A 15,805-nucleotide genomic window follows, 5' to 3' on the forward strand; every position below is an offset into this window, starting at 1 on the left:
TGCCGGCCTGGTTCGACGACTACAACAACACGCACCCGCACAAGGCGCTGAACATGCGCTCACCGCGGGAATTCAGACAGGCTCAGGCAAGTAAGAATGCGTGTCCGGTTTTATAGGGGCAACTCCACGTCTCAAGAAGGAGCGGGATTTTTTACGCGACGCGGCCACATTCTTCGCCAAGGAATCGTCCTGAAATATCGGGCGATCGAGTGTGGCCGCGAACAGTATCCCGTACGCCTGATGTGCCGCTGCTTACGGGTCTCACCCAGCGGGTTCTACGACTGGCGAGGTCGCCAGCCCAGTGCCCGCGCGAGAGACAACAGGCGGCTTCTCAAGCGCATCCGCTCTATTCATGCGGATCAGCATGGTGTGATCGGCGCACGTCGCATGCATGAAGAATTGGGCTTTGAAGGCGAAACCGCCAGTCGCAATCGCATTGCGCGACTGATGGCCCGCCATGGCATCCGCGGCATCCCGATCGCCAAGTCCCTGCGTTACAAACCGTCGGGTTTGCGGCCACTGGGGCTGCGTAATCATCTCGAGCGCGACTTTGTCGCGCTCGAACCCAATATTAAATGGGTCACCGACATCACCCAGATCCGGACGGGCGAAGGGTGGCTGTTTCTCTGTGTGGTGATCGATCTATACAGCAAGCTCGTCATCGGCTGGTCGATGGACGCGACCCAGCAGCGGCAGCTGGTTTTGGACGCCATGACCGCCGCCCTGGGGCAGCGCGATGATCACCGGCAAGCCGTGATCTTACATTCGGATCGAGGCACGCAATTTACCAGTCACGAAGTTCAGCAGTTTCTCAAGGATCAGAATCTGATCAGCAGCATGAGTGCGGTCGGGCATTGCGGTGACAACGCCGCATGCGAGGGCTTCTTCGGCATGCTCAAACGTGAGCGCGTCAGACGGCGTCGTTATCGAACCCGCTCCGAGGCCAGATCAGATGTCTTCGACTACATCGAGCGATTTCACAATCACCGGATACGACGTAGGCTGGAAGCCGAGAAACAGCGGCTCTCAACCCGGTTCGAACCGTCCGTGTAAATGGGGGCTAACCCGCTTGAGAGGCGCTGCGATCTGACGAGACGCCGGCCAATGGCGTGCAAGCGCCATGAGCGTCAGGCGTTGGCCGATCAGGCAGGCACACACGGCCTGTGATGTGGTGTGGGCGTTACGTTGATCGATCTCGAAGACAGACCCGAGACACGTCTGCACTACCGTACTCGCGTGCATGACGGCCTCCGCATTTTGGTCGATACGAAGGGTACTATCCGTCATGCACGCCCTTCTGACCACCCCTCGAATAACGCTAAATATCTGTTAAAGAATGAATAATTGTGGGGAGCCCTCAGGGGGTTACCCATCCTCGAGAGGAGGTTTGACGTAAAAGGCGTCGTAATGTTCGTTTGTTTCTCGAGTTTTAGGCTGCGGCGTCTGGTTAGCGAATCCTGCTTGCTGCATATGCTCATCGATCTCATGAGGCGCCACGCCGAAGCGTGCCAAGTATTTTTGATCGATTTCTACGATTGCCGAACGCGTTTGAGATCGACCTAGTAAAGACCCAAGCGATTTCAGCGCGAGCAGTTCGGCTCCTTCTACGTCTACTTTGATATTTAATTCCCGCTCACCAACAATTTTGCTAGCGAGCTTTAAGTCTGAAGCGAGATTGGCGGCCCATATTTCACTAGACAAGTCATATGAGATAAATGTCGCGCCTGAGTGCCGGGTGCTCCCGTTTAGTCGAATACCGGAGCTTTGATCTGAAAGCGCCAGATTAAAAGGAGTGATGTTTCGAAAGCCATTCCGATTTATATTCTCAACCAGCTGTGAGAACAGCTCCAGTTGTGGTTCAAAAGAAAGCACTCGTCCGGTGGGGCCAACGCTCCCCGCGGCTATAAGGGAATAAAGCCCGCAGTTTGCACCGATATCCATGAACACCGAACCGGCGGGTAAATTTCTAAGATGCCTAGTAAGCGCGCTACCATATAACCCGAGAATAGCAGCGCGATTAGTGAAGTCGGAAAAGTTGGAAACCAGCTGTACCCCGTACGCGCTCTGCACCGGATAACCGTCCAAGGATTTTCCGGTGAGGGATAGCAGCCGAGATTTGCCGGGTAACTCTGGCGCCTTATTCAGGCATCTAACCAATTGGTTTGCCAAGTTCGCACGAAACATAAATCCACCTATTATATTAGCCAGTGAAATATCGGCCTCGGTTAACCGACTAGTTATTACCACATAGTACATATGCCTATGGACAGTGCCGAAATCGTGTTAAGCCACGTGCTATTTGAGCCTGGGAGGGGCGCCGGATAGCGAGTGGCCTGTCGCCTCTTCGGCTCAGGCCAATTTACAGAACGGATGGTGCATTCCCAAGGTTTTCCGGAAGATGACGCGTATTGGCGGCAGACGAGCGTGCCGGTCATTGGTAAAATCCTGAGCTGACGCCGACGGCAATGATAACTCTGTCGCCTCAATTGCCTGTGTTTCGAAGAAAATCGAGTCGCTCGCTTTATATCTGACGATACTGTGCTGGCGATGCCGAGCATTCTTTCGAATGCCTTTCGTTGATCGATAGTGCGCGCTATATCTATACAGGCGCTAGGTAGATCGGGTTGTTACTCGATGTATGTCCGAGTCGATCGGGCTTCAGGCTTGCCCACTGCCCACTGGGGCTGAAGCGCGCCGCTCACCGAGGCTGGGTTATGGGTTACTTCGTGCATGGCGGAATTTATTAAGCGTTCGGGCGTTCCTACACCGTAGACTATGTCCATCGAAGTGATGATGAAGCGATATGTTCCAACGCGGTTTCCTGAGAGATCACAGCACCATTTCCGCCGGCCTTTACGTAATGGTCGATCTCCTCATGATCGTCGTTGGCGCGTATGTGGCATATGTCTGGTGCCTTGGGCAAAGCGGTCTGGACGGATACTACCGAGGACCCGTACTGGTCGGGATACTGTTGACACTCTCGGTATTCCCAGCTCTCGGGCTGTATGATTCGTGGCGAGGACGTAGCCCGATCGACCAGATGCGTGCGGTCACTGTTGGCTGGTTCGGTGTCATTCTCGGTCTGATTCTTATTGGTTTCGCGCTCAAGCAGAGCGCGAATTATTCCAGGCTCTGGGTGGTCACCTGGGGATTCTGGACCTGGGCACTTCTGGTTCTCGGTCGATTTGCGACATTCGCTGTTCTGCGCCAGCTACGGATTCAGGGATGGAATCATCGTCGCATTCTGATTGTGGGGAATCATGCGCTCGCCGAAGAAGTGTTGGCGCGTGTTGAGTCGACACCTTCGACAGGCTGGGAAGTGATTGCCGCGGCGATGGTGGACCACGATGGGTCTCGGCATGTCGGCAAGGTACGTGTGGTTGGTTATCGGCAGCGTATCGAGCGGCTTGCGCGACGTTTCGGTGCCGATGAAATCTGGCTCTGTCTACCGCTCGAGCAACAAGCGTTGATTGACCGTGTTCGCTGGGACTTCCGGCATAGCACGATTACGATGCGCCTGGTGCCAAATCTTCACGGCATGCGGCTGATACAGCATCCGGTGGCCGAGATTCTCGGCGTGCCGATGCTGAACTTGAGTGTGTCACCGATGCAGGGGTGGAGTCGCCTGATCAAGGCGTTGGAAGATCGTGCGTTGGCTTTTCTTATCCTCACCATGATAAGTCCTGTCCTGCTGGTGCTGGCGATTGGCGTCAAAATGAGCTCGCCAGGTCCTATCTTTTTCAGGCAGAAACGAATGGGCTGGAACGGACGGCTTTTCACGATTTTAAAATTCCGCTCCATGCCTGTGGATGTGGAATCGAAGACCGGTGCAGTTTGGGCCAAGGCAGGCGAAAAACGCTCAACGAAGTTTGGATCGTTCCTGCGGAGAACAAGTCTCGATGAGCTGCCCCAGTTCATCAACGTGTTGTTGGGGAATATGTCAATCGTCGGGCCGCGTCCCGAGCGTCCTGTATTCGTGGATCAGTTCAAGGAAGAAATACCAGGCTACATGCAGAAGCATATGGTCAAGGCCGGCATCACGGGCTGGGCGCAAGTTAACGGTTGGCGAGGATCAACCGATCTACAGAAACGTATTGAGCATGATTTATATTACATCGAGCATTGGTCCTTCTGGTTCGATCTGAAGATCATTTTCTTGACTGTATTCAAGGGCTTTATAAGCAAGAATGCCTACTGAACATGTTAAGCGTGCTAGCGCACGTCAATCATCTCGATAATTAATGCTCGGCGAGCGCTGTGCGCTCACTATCCTCGCTGGTTCTACATTAAAATTTCGGTTTCCAGCTAATTTAAGCGTTATCTTTTCAAACTGTCGTAAGGGTTGTTGTATCGACCTCGGAAGTTCTCGAGTGAAGTGATCTTCCGATCCAGGAGACAGGCGATTCGCCCGGTGGTCGAGTTTTTATGCTGTGTTTTTCGCCCATGTTTGTCGAAACCGTGTGAGTACAAACCTGAACGCGCGCGTTGTCGCAATTGCCCGACCTTGCGCCTCAGAAGTCTTCCACGTCGAAAGTTGGCAGATTGGATTTCTTTTTCGAGCGGATATTTGCTTCTTACCTCGCGTTCGAGAAATTCACACCATTTTTTCAGTGTGGCCTCGACGCTGACTTCCCTGGCTCGTATCAGCGATCGGTGTCGCATCTGCTCGTAGACCTGTGGATTGCTCTTGAGCTCTTCCAGGGTCCGGATCATTTCGGCAGAATCGCGAATGTGCATGAAGTCGATCCGGTGCAAACCGTGATAATGAAATGCCGGCTCGTCGCCCACGAAAGCCACGCAACCGGCAATCCACGCGTTATAGAGTTTGCTTGCTGGCTTCGATTGCAGGTAGTACGGACTACCGTCTCTGATCGCCAATACAATGTCGATGTCGTTGTATCGAGTCCATGACGAGGGCTCGTGACATATGACGAGCTCGACCCCCATGCGTTTGAGCGCGTCGTGAAAGGCTTCAGTACGAAATTCATCCGCAAGATTTTTTTCCAGACCGAAGAAGCCGATTCGGGATATGGTGTTGCCGCGGTCGACGGATCGGGGCGAGAGACCGAATTGTGGCCAATGCGGAATGAAGAATGAGCGCTCCCACTCGATGGAAGAGGGGCTCTGAACCACTTCGAAATCGCAGCCGAAGGATCTTTCACGGTCAGCGCGAATCGCGACCAAGACGCACTCGTGAGTATTGCTCAGTTGTGCCAAATCGTCATGATGAGCGATACATATCGCGCCTGGCACAACGTCAGCGGATATAGAGACTGCTGCCAGGGCGTCCCGAACTCTCGTATACGTGTTGATGATCCATACGTCGCGGCCGTCGCGACAGAGGTCAGAGATTTCGTCATTGGAAATCGATTTTTCTCCGAAGAGGAAGGGTTTCCAAAAATCCAAGTCGCGATGTACGAATACGATTGGAGTCGGGGACAATCCTGTTTCGGAGTTCATCAAGCAACTCTCATCATTTTTGACTTGGCGACCCATGCCCTAGCTTGAAGTATGCCGCAGTTTCTGGGGGCTTGTGCCGTATGAAGTGAATGCACCTAAACCCTCCAGATTTTATATATCATAACCTTGACCTAGGGTCTGCTGGGGTTTCGTTCGAGTGCCTTTTCGTCGAGAGACCGCAGTGTGTCCGACAAGGCGCGAGTTGCCGATCACGGCGTGCCACGATCCAGACTGGCAACGCCGCAGGGCCCGATTTGCCGGCCCAACCCAAAGGGACAAGCGCCCCAAAATTAAAATACGACGGCAATACAGCGTTCTAGCAGGCTGGCGCAGCATGACTGCGCGGTGCCTGCGACGCCTCGTATTGCCGCCCATCGTCAATTTCAGGGCGCGCTTGGCGCGGACTCGCACGAAACCTCTAGGACGGCTGGGCTAACATTTGGCTATGTACTGAACGATTGAGCACGGCGGGCTCGCCGAGCCGTAGAGGCGTTTGGATCTGCATTGGATTGACCGAATCGACGACGCGAGTTCAAGCGCGGCGCGCAAAAGTTTTTTAAATCGTTCCTCGCCTTGTACGCTTCCAAAGCGTGCGTCATCGATACATTTCAAGGCAGCAGATGGTTGGGTCGTCTAGTCTCGCACGAGTCGCGCCTTTTCCGGCGGCTCAGCTCGGTTTGTAATAATCGAGATACCAGTCGACGAATTTTTCGACGCCTTCAGCGACCGATGTCTGAGGGCGGTAGTCGACGGCATTGAACAGACCATCGACACTGGCATGGGTTGCTTCAACATCCCCCGGCTGCATGGGCAGCATTTCCTTGTCAGCCGTCACGTCTAGGCATTTTTCCAGCTCTTCAATATAGTCCATCAATGGCACGGGATTGCCGTTGCCGATGTTATAGACGCGCCATGGAGCCGGGCTGCTGTCGGGTTGCGGGACATCACTGTTCCACGCGGCGTCGGGCGTGGCGGGTTGGTAGAGGATGCGAACGATGCCCTCGACGATATCGTCGACGTAGGTGAAATCGCGGCGGTGATGTCCGTGATTGAAGACCGGTATCGATTCGCCGGCCAGCATTTTCTTCGTGAATAGGAACAGCGCCATGTCGGGCCGTCCCCACGGGCCGTAGACGGTAAAGAACCGGAGTCCGGTGGTTGGTAGCCGATGGAGGTGGGCGTAGGAATGCGCCATCAATTCGGTAGCGCGTTTCGTCGCGGCATAGATCGCGAGTGGGTGGTCGGCATCGCCTGAGGGGTCGAACGGCATGTCTGTCGAGGCGCCGTAGACCGAACTCGTCGAGGCATACACGAGATGTGCGGCTTTGGTGTGGCGGCAGCCCTCGAGAACGTTGAGCGTGCCCGTGACGTTGGCATCCACGTAATCATGGGGATGATCGATGGAGTGCCTGACGCCGGCCTGCGCGGCGAGATGAACGACCCGATCGAAGCGATGTGTCTCGAACAATTCACGCATGCCGTCGCGATCCGAGATATCCAGCTCAACCTGAGTGAAGTCGTTATATTCAAGCAGCTGGTTCACACGGGCATGTTTGAGTGCAACATCATAATAAGGGTCGTAATTGTCGACGCCGACGACGGTTTCGCCGGCTGCGAGTAATCGCTTGGCGACATGGAAACCGATGAAACCAGCGCTGCCCGTGACAAGAATGCTCACAATCGACTGTCGGTAGAGAATCAACGGCGCGATTGTAACAGCACGGCGCCGTCGAACAGCCCGGCTCGGATGGCGAAGAAATCGTGACAGGGGCCAGTAATGTGCCGCTTTGTAGTACGATTTCGCGGCGCCCGGGTCTTGATGTTCGACTTGGGGATATAGACGGATCATTCCAGTCTGACGCGCTTTCGCGTGCGGACGATTTTCTAACGCGCAACAGAACGAATTTCTATGCTTGTACCTGTTCTTCTTGTCGGTGGCGTCGGCACGCGACTCTGGCCGTCTTCGCGCCAAAGCCGGCCCAAGCAATTCCTGCCGCTCGTTGACGGTGAGTCCAGCCTGTTTGCTGATACGCTCGCCAGGCTGGAAGGGCTTGCGGATCTGGGTGAGCCGATCGCGGTCGGGGCAGAAGAATTCCGGTTCATGATCGCAGAGCAGATGCAGGCCGCCGGCTATACCGGCCGTATTCTGCTCGAGCCTGCGCCGCGCAATACGGCAGCCGCCGTCGCGGCCGCGGCGCACGAGGCGCGCCGGTTGCACGGTGACGAGGTCGAGCTACTGGTCTTGCCCACGGATCATGCAATCGCCGATGCCGAAGCGTTCAAGTCAAGCGTGGCGGTTGCCCGTGGCGCGATTGCCGATGGGGCGCTGGCACTGTTTGGCGTGACGCCGGATGGCCCGGAGACCGGGTATGGCTATATTCGGGCAGGTATGGATACGGCGCCGGGACTGCGCCGGGTGGATGCGTTCACCGAAAAACCGGATGCGGCACGCGCAAGCGAATTCGTTGCGAGCGGAGATTATTTCTGGAATAGCGGGATGTTCGCTTTTCGCGCGGTCGATTATCTTGAGTTGCTGTCGGAGTTCGCGAGCGATATTCACGACGGGGTGGCCGCGGCATACGCGAATGCACAGGCCGATATCGATTTCCTCCGGCTCGATGCGGCCGCGTTCGAGGCTGTGCGCGCGGATTCCATCGACTATGCGGTGATGGAAAAGACGGATCGCGCTGTCATGGCTGAGCTGGATGCCGCCTGGTCGGATCTCGGGAGCTGGACAGCGGTCGCTCGTGCTCGCGGACTGGACGCCCGCGGCAATGCAGCGATGGGCGACGTCTGGCTGGAGGACAGCGATGGCTGTGTCGTACGTAGCGAAAGCAGACTGGTGACCGTGCTTGGCATGAAGGATGCCATAGTCGTCGAGACGCCGGATGCGGTGCTCGTCGCCGATCGCGGCCGCGAACAGGAAATCAAGCAACTGGTGAACAAGCTCGAGGCAGCAGGGCGCAGCGAAGCGACCGCGCATCGCAAGGCTTATCGCCCGTGGGGTAGTTATCGCCAGATTGCGAGCGGTCCGCGCTACCAGGTCAAGCATATTCGAGTGTCGCCTGGCGGGCGACTGTCGCTGCAGTCGCATCATCATCGGGCCGAGCACTGGGTCGTGGTACGTGGTACGGCACGCGTGACTTGCGACGAGGAAGTGCAGCTTCTGACCGAAAATCAGTCGACCTATCTGCCGCTTGGCGCGGTACATCGGCTGGAAAACCCGGGCAAGGTAGACCTGGATCTGATCGAAGTGCAATCCGGCAGCTATCTCGGAGAAGACGATATCGTGCGTTACGACGATGTCTACGGTCGGACCGACAACGGCTGAGGGGCGTCTTTCGACGTCTGATGAAACTGCAACGATTGGATGCGTGATGGATCTGTCTGCTTCTGACGCGGTCGCTGTGATCGGGCTCGGCTATGTCGGCCTGCCGCTCGCCGTCGCGTTCGGTCATACGCGACCGACGATCGGGTTCGACGTGGACGAGCAGCGTGTTGCCCAGTTGCGACAGGGGCATGATCGAACCCGCGAAGTGACCGCCGAGCGATTGGCGGCGTCGGGGCACCTGTCGTTGAGTGCCGATTCCGCGGCGATCGCCGAAGCCCGGGTCTACATCGTTACGGTCCCCACACCCGTGACAGAGGCCAAGGTCCCGAACTTTGGCCCCCTGGAAAACGCCTCGCGCACGATCGCGCCCTATCTGCGCGAAGGCGACATCGTGGTCTATGAATCCACGGTTTATCCAGGGGCCACCGAAGAGCGCTGTGTGCCGCTTCTGGAGGCGGGGTCCGGGTTGTGTTTTCGCTCGGATTTTCACGTCGGTTACAGCCCCGAACGGGCCAACCCGGGCGATGTCGAGCATACGCTGTCGAGCATCGTGAAAATCGTCGGGGGGTCGTCTGACGAAGCCACGGCAACGCTAGCGGATCTCTATGGTGAAGTCGTGACGGCCGGTGTGCATACCGTATCGTCCATCGCTGTCGCCGAGGCGGCGAAAGTCATAGAGAACATTCAGCGTGATATCAACGTGGCACTCGTGAACGAGTTGGCACAGATCTTTTCGCGTTTGCAGCTGCCGACCGATGAAATCCTGCGTGCAGCCGGCACCAAATGGAATTTCCTCCCGTTCAAGCCCGGGCTTGTCGGCGGGCATTGCATCGGTGTGGACCCGTATTACCTGACTTATCGCGCGCAGGCGATCGGTTATCACCCCGAAATGATTCTTGCCGGCCGACGGATCAACGACGGCATGGGACGCTACATCAGCCAGGAGGTCGTCCGGCTCATGCTGCGCCGGCGTATCCAGGTCAACGGGGCGCGCATTCTCGTCATGGGGCTCACCTTCAAGGAAAACTGCCCTGATACGCGCAACACGCGCGTCGTCGACATCGTGCACGAGTTGCGCGCAATGGACGCAAACGTGGATGTCTTCGATCCGTGGGTGTCGGGCGAAGGCCTGGAAAGCGACGAGATCCAGCTGATCGAGGCGCCGGCGGCGGCCACGTACGACGCCATCATCGTTGCTGTCGCGCATCGCGAGTTCATCGCGATGGGGATCGGGCAGATTCGGTCCTGGGCGCGATCGGAGCACGTCATCTACGACGTGAAGTCGGTATTTCCGGAGCGCGAGGTGTCTGGACGACTTTGACCGAGGCCAGTCATGACGACGGCGAATACCCTGCGATCAGCCAGTTTCGACTGGGTACGGGTCGACTAAGGTCTCTTGGGGTTTCGTGCGAGTCCGCGCCAAGCGCGTCCTGAAATTGACAATGGGCGGCAAGACGAGGCGTTGCCGGCGCCGGGCAGTCATGCTGCGCCAGCGGGCTACAACGCTGTATTGCCGTCGTGTTCTTGATTTCGGGGCGCTTGTCCCTTCGGGTTGGGCCGCCCATGAAAAATCGACGATGGGCGCCCTGCGGCGTTGCGAGTCTGGATCGTGGCACGCCACGATCGGCGACTCGCGCCTTGCCGGACACACTGCGGTCTCTCGACGAAAAGGCGCTCGAACGAAACATCAAAAGGCCCTAGAAAGCGAACAGGACGCCCATGCCGACTGCCATTTGATCGCGAAGGCTCTGCTGATCGTCGCGGAGCTGTTCTTTGGGCAGCGCAAGGCCGCCCTGAATGCCGACGCTCTTGTTGACCCAGTTCTGAGCCATGAAACCGCGCAAGCCGGTATAGCTATTGAAAAGCTTCTGCTCGTCGGTCAGCTGCTCCCCGTCATCGATATTTGGATTGAGCTGGCTTGCAAGGCTTGCTGTAGGCGAGGCCGTCTTCGTTCCGTTTGGACCGGTTCGCTGATAGCCCAACGCCATATCCGGCGTCGCATCTGGCGGCGGCAGCGTCAGCTCAAGTGGGCGGGGTACCAAATGCTGATCGATGCTAACGAGTTTTTCCGACTTGCCCGATTTTTTCTCGATTCGCGGTTTGGGCTTCGTAAGCGTACCCATCGGTGACCATCGTAGGCTCGCAGAAGATGACAAAACCGAGTAGAAGCCGAAATTCGATGTTTTAGCAAGCGCCGGAGGAGAGGGCTCCGGTTCGGCAAATGGCGTCGATGTGTTAGTAAGGCGGTTATCGATATCAAATCGGTTTACTGCAATCCAGGTAGTTCCCGCGGCCGCAATAAGCAACATGCAGGCCCCGACGCGTGAAGCATTGATCTGACCGATTCGAGTTGGAAATGCCTTCATTGAAGATCGGTAAACGATCGATTGCTTGGAGGGTATCAGATTACCACGGAGCTCTTAGCAAATACTTTTTGAATGCAAAAGTATTACGTTCGCGCGTGAATCAGATAGCACAGTAAGTGTTAACTGCCCGGTTGATGCTTAAGATTCTTTGGGATATCTCTTCACATATTGGGATTAGGCTACTTGGTTAATGTCCCGTCGGACCAGAAACGAGGCTCGTAAGAATTTCTCGCTTGGGTTGGTGATTTGACAGTGTTTTTTGAAAATTTTTCAAAAAATCCAACACTTGTAAATCCCGCTACGTAAATAATTGAAGCAATAATGACTACTCGCGAGAAGTGAATCTGGAGAGGTTTCGCAGGTTCGCGAATCGGCCCGACGTTCGGTGTGTTATAAGTGCGATATATCAGGCCCGCGCAACCTGTAATGATAACGAACATGGCCGTACTTATAGGCATGACTAAAAGCCCGCTCACCAAAGAATGTATTCCCGCTGCTCCAAGCGAAGCGGTTATGCCCACGATAATATTTTGAACATCAGCGGGAAAATCTTTCGAATATGAGCCTTCGACAGCACGCTTCGAAAAACGAAGCCAGCCAAAGCCTAGATACCCCGCTACACCTAAGAAAACGCTTGTCGCTGGGATTCCCCATTCCGCGGCCAATTGAAGGGGGGTATTGTGTGGATTAGCTGCTACACCAGTATTGTACGTTGCAAATTGCATCGGCCCTATTCCAATTAGAGGCGACGCTTTGATCGATTGCCAGGCTAGAATCCAGAGCTGGCTTCTGCCACTCAGTTCGGTGCTTTCCAAGTGCGTGTTGGTAACCTCATTCCATCCAAACATGAGTCGGGCGAATAAAAATCCGATAGCGGCCAAGCTAAGCGTTCTGAAAGCATATCTACGCCCGATACGACCATAGAATAGGCAGACAAAAATAGAAACGGCTACTGTCGCGTATAGGGTCCCGCGTCCACCGCTAATCCATAAGAGCGACCAGAAAAAACCGCCTAAAATAAGTATGAAAGATTGCCAAATCCATGTCGAAATTTTTGATGACGGAGGCGAGATGACAAGAGTCGTGGTGATCAGTGGCAACGACCATGTTTGATATTGATTGAATAATCTTATATTCCAAAAATTAGCAGTCAGTTGCGATTTATCAACGCTTTCGCCTTGAAAGTAGGCTATAAAAATAGTTATTACGGCGATGTAAACGGTAACTAGAACCGATGTAAAAACTAGCAGCGGATACACTCGAAAAGCAGCGCGTTTGGCGCGGTTTTCAGAATAGGCAATACGATAGATCGAAAGAAATAACAATCCGAAAAAGGTTGTCTCTAATACCCCCCAGTACGGCCGCTCCGCGTTAACTGCCGATACAAGGCCGAGCGCCAATGCGCATGATAATATTACTGTTGCCTTTGATGTACGTAGAAGGGGAGAGACCTCAACTGCTGAAAGCGCAGTAAGACACACGGCCAGTGTTAACGCGATTCGGCATTCGTCAAAACTCAATGCCGGGAAAAAGGGGATCAGCAGCCAAGCATAAAAGACATTTGTATTTTTTTTTATTTTTGCCCAGATATGAAATATAAAAGCGATCGCCTGACTGACAGACGATCGCTCGATCATGCTATTATTTAAATCTGTTTCGCGATTTGACGACTTTTATCCGCTGTGTGTGCAACTGGAAGGCAGGTATTTAGCCTGAGCGGTACTTCCACACGACCAACTCGTGCTCCCCCCACCGGCGGCGTCGGTTCCAGACGAGTTGTCATTCATAGTTAAGGTGAGAGTATCGGAAGCAATTCCGCTCGATACACCTGAGCTTTTCATCGTAGCTGTAATCGTGCAAGCCGGAGCAGTTCCGCCAGTCGATACGGAGGCAACGTACTGCCCATTGTAATTATTCGCGCTCCCAATACTTCCATCGCCATTCGTTGGGCAGCTACCGTTGGTCGAGTAATATTCGATCACGTCGTTTTTGAGGCCGTCGGTCAAAGAGACCGCTTCAGCCATCTGAGAGCGCGCGACGTAGTTCTGATACTGCGGAATGGCAATCGCAGCCAGGATACCGATGATCGCCACAACGATCATCAGTTCGATCAGAGTAAAGCCTTGTTGTTTCTGCATGGTGTCAGTTCCCCCACGAATGTGACGACTCGCACTTGCACGGCGGGTCGGAATAGACCGTTCCTACGGGTCGAACGGCGACAATAGAAATCAATGCCTTAGCCGAAAGGCATAGTCAAGTATTATTCGATGACACGCTGTCTGGCAATGGCATCGGCCACCAGTCGCGCTGTGTTAGCGCCCGCGATAGGTGATGCGGCCTTTCGTCAGATCGTACGGCGTGATCTGGACGGTCACGCTATCGCCGCGCAGGATGCGGATGTAATGCTTTCGCATCTTGCCCGAGATGTGGGCCGTCACGATGTGGCCGTTTTCCAGCTTCACGCGGAAGGTGGTGTTGGGCAGGGTCTCGACGACCGTGCCTTCCATTTCGATATGATCTTCTTTCGCCATTAATGCGCTCTTGGTCAGGATTCGTAGGCGTTGTCGCGCGTGATTATCGTCGAGCAGGCGCTCTGGATTCAATCCATACGTCGTCTTCGAGGGATCGGATGCTTGTCAATCAAGCGTTTTCGCCGCGCGATGCCTGCAGTTGGCGGCTGTTGCCGAGGTGTGATTCGTGTTGTGGCGCGTCGATATCGAACCGCCAGGCGCCGATTTCTGCGCCGGGCGCGGGCCGGGCGGCGATGGCGCCGAGGAACTTCTCGCGCGAGAGGTCGATGGCCCCCATGCGGTATAGATGGCCGGAACCGACCTGGCCGTCGAGCAGGGTAAACCCCCAGGCATCGAGTTGGCGGCAGAGCCAGGCCAGGGCGATTTTGCTGGCATCGGTTTCGAGGCTGAACATGCTCTCGCCGAAGAAGACGCGCCCACGGGCGAGGCCGTATAACCCGCCAATGAGGCGCTGATCGCGCCAGACTTCGATGGAATGCGCATGGCCGCGATCGTGCAATTGTTGATACGCCGCGCGCATCTCCGGGCCGAGCCAGGTACCTTCGGTCTGTTCGCGCAGCGCCGCGCACTGACGGATGACGCCGGGAAAGTCGCGGTCGAGGGTGACGGCATAATCCGTCTTGGCGAGCGTTCGCCGGAATCGACGAGACAGTCGCAGGCCGTCGGTTGGAAAGACGGTTCTCGGATCGGGGCTCCACCAGAGGATGGCTTCATCCGGGTTGTACCAGGGGAATATGCCGAGGTCGTAGGCCCGCAGGAGTCGTTCGGGGGAAAGATCGCCCCCCATGGCCAGCAGCCCGTTCGGCTCGTTCAGGGCCAGTCGGGGGTCGGGAAAAGCGCCGTTGGGCTGGTTCGGATCCAGCCAGTAGAGCCGCAGGCCACTCATGAGGGCTCGCGCGTGGCGTCATCGGCAAAACTGCTGCGGGCCCATTGATCGGCCTCGAATTCGGCCATCATGTCGCCTTCCCGTTCGACGAAGTCGGCAACGGCGTCCCGTAGTCGGGGGTCGACCATGATATGTGTCGACCAGGTCGTGACCGGCTCGAAACCGCGTCGGATCTTGTGTTCGCCCTGGGCGCCGGCGTCGAAACAGGCCAGGCCGTGGGCGATGCAGTAGTCGATGCCAGCGTAATAGCAGGTTTCGAAGTGCAGGCTGTGATAATCGGTCGCACAGCCCCAGTGTCGGCCGTAGAGGGTATCCGCACCGACCATCATGAACGCCATGCCGACCGGGTCTTCGTCGTGGTAGGCGATGAAGAAGCGGACATGCTCGGGCATGCGCTCGGAAAGCTCGTGGAAGAAGGCTCGCGTCAGATACGGTTCCTGGCCGCGCATCGCGTAGGTCCGCCCGTAGAACGCATAAAGGATTTCCCAGAGCGGCTCGGATATTTCGTCCGGCCGGCGAACGACCACTTGTACACCGTCGTCGTGAACGCGACGCCGCTCTCGCCTGATTTCCTTGCGACGCTTCGCGGACAGTCGGGACAGGAAGTCGTCGAAGTCGCGATAGTCGCGATTGAACCAACGATACTGACAGCCACGCCTGGCATTGGCGTCGACGCCCAGCATGGCGGCCGCGCTGGCGTCGTCGTCGAACAGGCTGTGAAGGGACGACACGCCGAGATGGCTCGGCAGATCGGCCAACGCGGTTGCGAGTGTGCGGCGTGCGGCGTCGTCCCGTGCCAGAAGTCGGGGCCCGGCGACCGGCGTGAACGGAATCGCGTTCAGCAGCTTTGGGTAATAATCAAGACCGATCTGGTGATAGGCATTCGCCCAGGAGAAATCGAAGACGAACTCGCCGTACGAGTGTGCTTTCAAATAGAGCGGCGCGGCCGCGATCAGGACGCCGTCATCGTCTTCCAGCAGCGCGTGTGCCGGCTGCCAGCCTTCTTCAGCGGAAACACTGCCACTGGCTTCCAGCGCGGCCAGGAATCCGTGCCTTGTGAACGGTTGATCGCTGGCGATGAGTGCATCCCATGCCGCGGGCGATATCTGTTCAATGCGGTCTATCTGTCTGAGCGTCGGCATGTGTCTAGCTCATCGCACTTGCCGCGTTCCCGCAAGCACCCGCTTTGGTAGGGCTTGCGGAAAGGGGGCACATCAATATCGCGCTCGAC

The 15,805-nt window shown here is 56.1% G+C and carries 13 protein-coding genes and 1 pseudogene; 5 read left to right on the forward strand and 9 right to left on the reverse strand.

Features of this window, described 5'->3' with window-relative positions:
- Positions 1–116 (forward strand): integrase core domain-containing protein (locus D3260_RS18005; RefSeq protein ID WP_370456270.1); only part of this gene is annotated, 116 nt, incomplete at its 5' end.
- Positions 106–1,053 (forward strand): annotated as a pseudogene (locus D3260_RS00005) (IS3 family transposase); the annotation flags it as partial. The gene D3260_RS18005 and the pseudogene D3260_RS00005, both read left to right, overlap by 11 nt.
- A 312-nt stretch (positions 1,054–1,365) precedes the next feature.
- On the opposite strand, the gene D3260_RS00010 reads toward D3260_RS00005, so the two are convergent.
- Positions 1,366–2,085, reverse strand: a complete 720-nt coding sequence (locus tag D3260_RS00010; RefSeq protein WP_158583316.1) for an FkbM family methyltransferase — start codon at positions 2,083–2,085, stop codon at positions 1,366–1,368.
- 775 nt (positions 2,086–2,860) lie between these two features.
- Here D3260_RS00010 and D3260_RS00015 point away from each other — a divergent pair.
- Positions 2,861–4,198, forward strand: coding sequence for an undecaprenyl-phosphate glucose phosphotransferase (locus D3260_RS00015; RefSeq protein ID WP_199671291.1), 1,338 nt, complete (start codon positions 2,861–2,863; stop codon positions 4,196–4,198).
- A 119-nt stretch (positions 4,199–4,317) separates the two neighbouring features.
- On the opposite strand, the gene D3260_RS00020 is transcribed toward D3260_RS00015, so the two are convergent.
- A complete protein-coding gene (locus tag D3260_RS00020) occupies positions 4,318–5,460 on the reverse strand; it encodes a hypothetical protein (RefSeq protein WP_147418060.1) in 1,143 nt (380 codons plus the stop codon).
- A gap of 667 nt (positions 5,461–6,127) precedes the next feature.
- Positions 6,128–7,138 carry an NAD-dependent epimerase gene (locus D3260_RS00025; protein ID WP_120096905.1) on the reverse strand — a complete coding sequence of 337 codons (1,011 nt, stop codon included), beginning with the start codon at positions 7,136–7,138 and terminating at the stop codon, positions 6,128–6,130.
- Positions 7,139–7,363: 225 nt separating this feature from the next.
- On the opposite strand from D3260_RS00025, the gene D3260_RS00030 reads away from it, so the two are divergent.
- Both D3260_RS00030 and D3260_RS00035 read left to right on the forward strand, forming a co-directional pair.
- The gene (locus D3260_RS00030) at positions 7,364–8,791 is read left to right on the forward strand and encodes a mannose-1-phosphate guanylyltransferase/mannose-6-phosphate isomerase (protein ID WP_370456271.1); all 1,428 of its coding nucleotides are present in this window, start codon (positions 7,364–7,366) and stop codon (positions 8,789–8,791) included.
- A 46-nt stretch (positions 8,792–8,837) separates the two neighbouring features.
- Positions 8,838–10,112, forward strand: coding sequence for a nucleotide sugar dehydrogenase (locus tag D3260_RS00035; RefSeq protein ID WP_120096429.1), 1,275 nt, complete (start codon positions 8,838–8,840; stop codon positions 10,110–10,112).
- Between the two features lie 376 nt (positions 10,113–10,488).
- On the opposite strand, the gene D3260_RS17170 is transcribed toward D3260_RS00035, so the two are convergent.
- The 6 genes from D3260_RS17170 to D3260_RS00065 form a co-directional block, all read right to left on the reverse strand.
- Complete coding sequence (locus D3260_RS17170; protein ID WP_147418061.1) at positions 10,489–11,157, reverse strand: hypothetical protein; 669 nt, start codon at positions 11,155–11,157, stop codon at positions 10,489–10,491.
- Positions 11,158–11,336: 179 nt separating this feature from the next.
- Positions 11,337–12,794 (reverse strand): O-antigen ligase, encoded by a 1,458-nt coding sequence (locus D3260_RS00045; RefSeq protein WP_120096432.1) that lies wholly within the window; start codon positions 12,792–12,794, stop codon positions 11,337–11,339.
- Between the two features lie 36 nt (positions 12,795–12,830).
- Positions 12,831–13,295, reverse strand: a complete 465-nt coding sequence (locus D3260_RS00050; RefSeq protein WP_120096434.1) for a pilin — start codon at positions 13,293–13,295, stop codon at positions 12,831–12,833.
- A 174-nt stretch (positions 13,296–13,469) separates the two neighbouring features.
- Positions 13,470–13,688, reverse strand: a complete 219-nt coding sequence (gene infA, locus D3260_RS00055) for a translation initiation factor IF-1 (RefSeq protein WP_109994791.1) — start codon at positions 13,686–13,688, stop codon at positions 13,470–13,472.
- A gap of 109 nt (positions 13,689–13,797) precedes the next feature.
- Positions 13,798–14,574 carry a leucyl/phenylalanyl-tRNA--protein transferase gene (gene aat, locus D3260_RS00060; RefSeq protein ID WP_120096435.1) on the reverse strand — a complete coding sequence of 259 codons (777 nt, stop codon included), beginning with the start codon at positions 14,572–14,574 and terminating at the stop codon, positions 13,798–13,800.
- On the reverse strand, positions 14,571–15,716 hold the full coding sequence (locus D3260_RS00065) for a GNAT family N-acetyltransferase (RefSeq protein WP_120096437.1): 1,146 nt from the start codon (positions 15,714–15,716) through the stop codon (positions 14,571–14,573). The genes aat and D3260_RS00065 overlap by 4 nt, the downstream gene beginning before the upstream one ends.
- Between the last annotated feature and the right edge of the window lie 89 nt (positions 15,717–15,805).

It is taken from the genome of Salinisphaera sp. Q1T1-3 (genome assembly GCF_003602005.1).
Lineage (GTDB): Bacteria > Pseudomonadota > Gammaproteobacteria > Nevskiales > Salinisphaeraceae > Salinisphaera.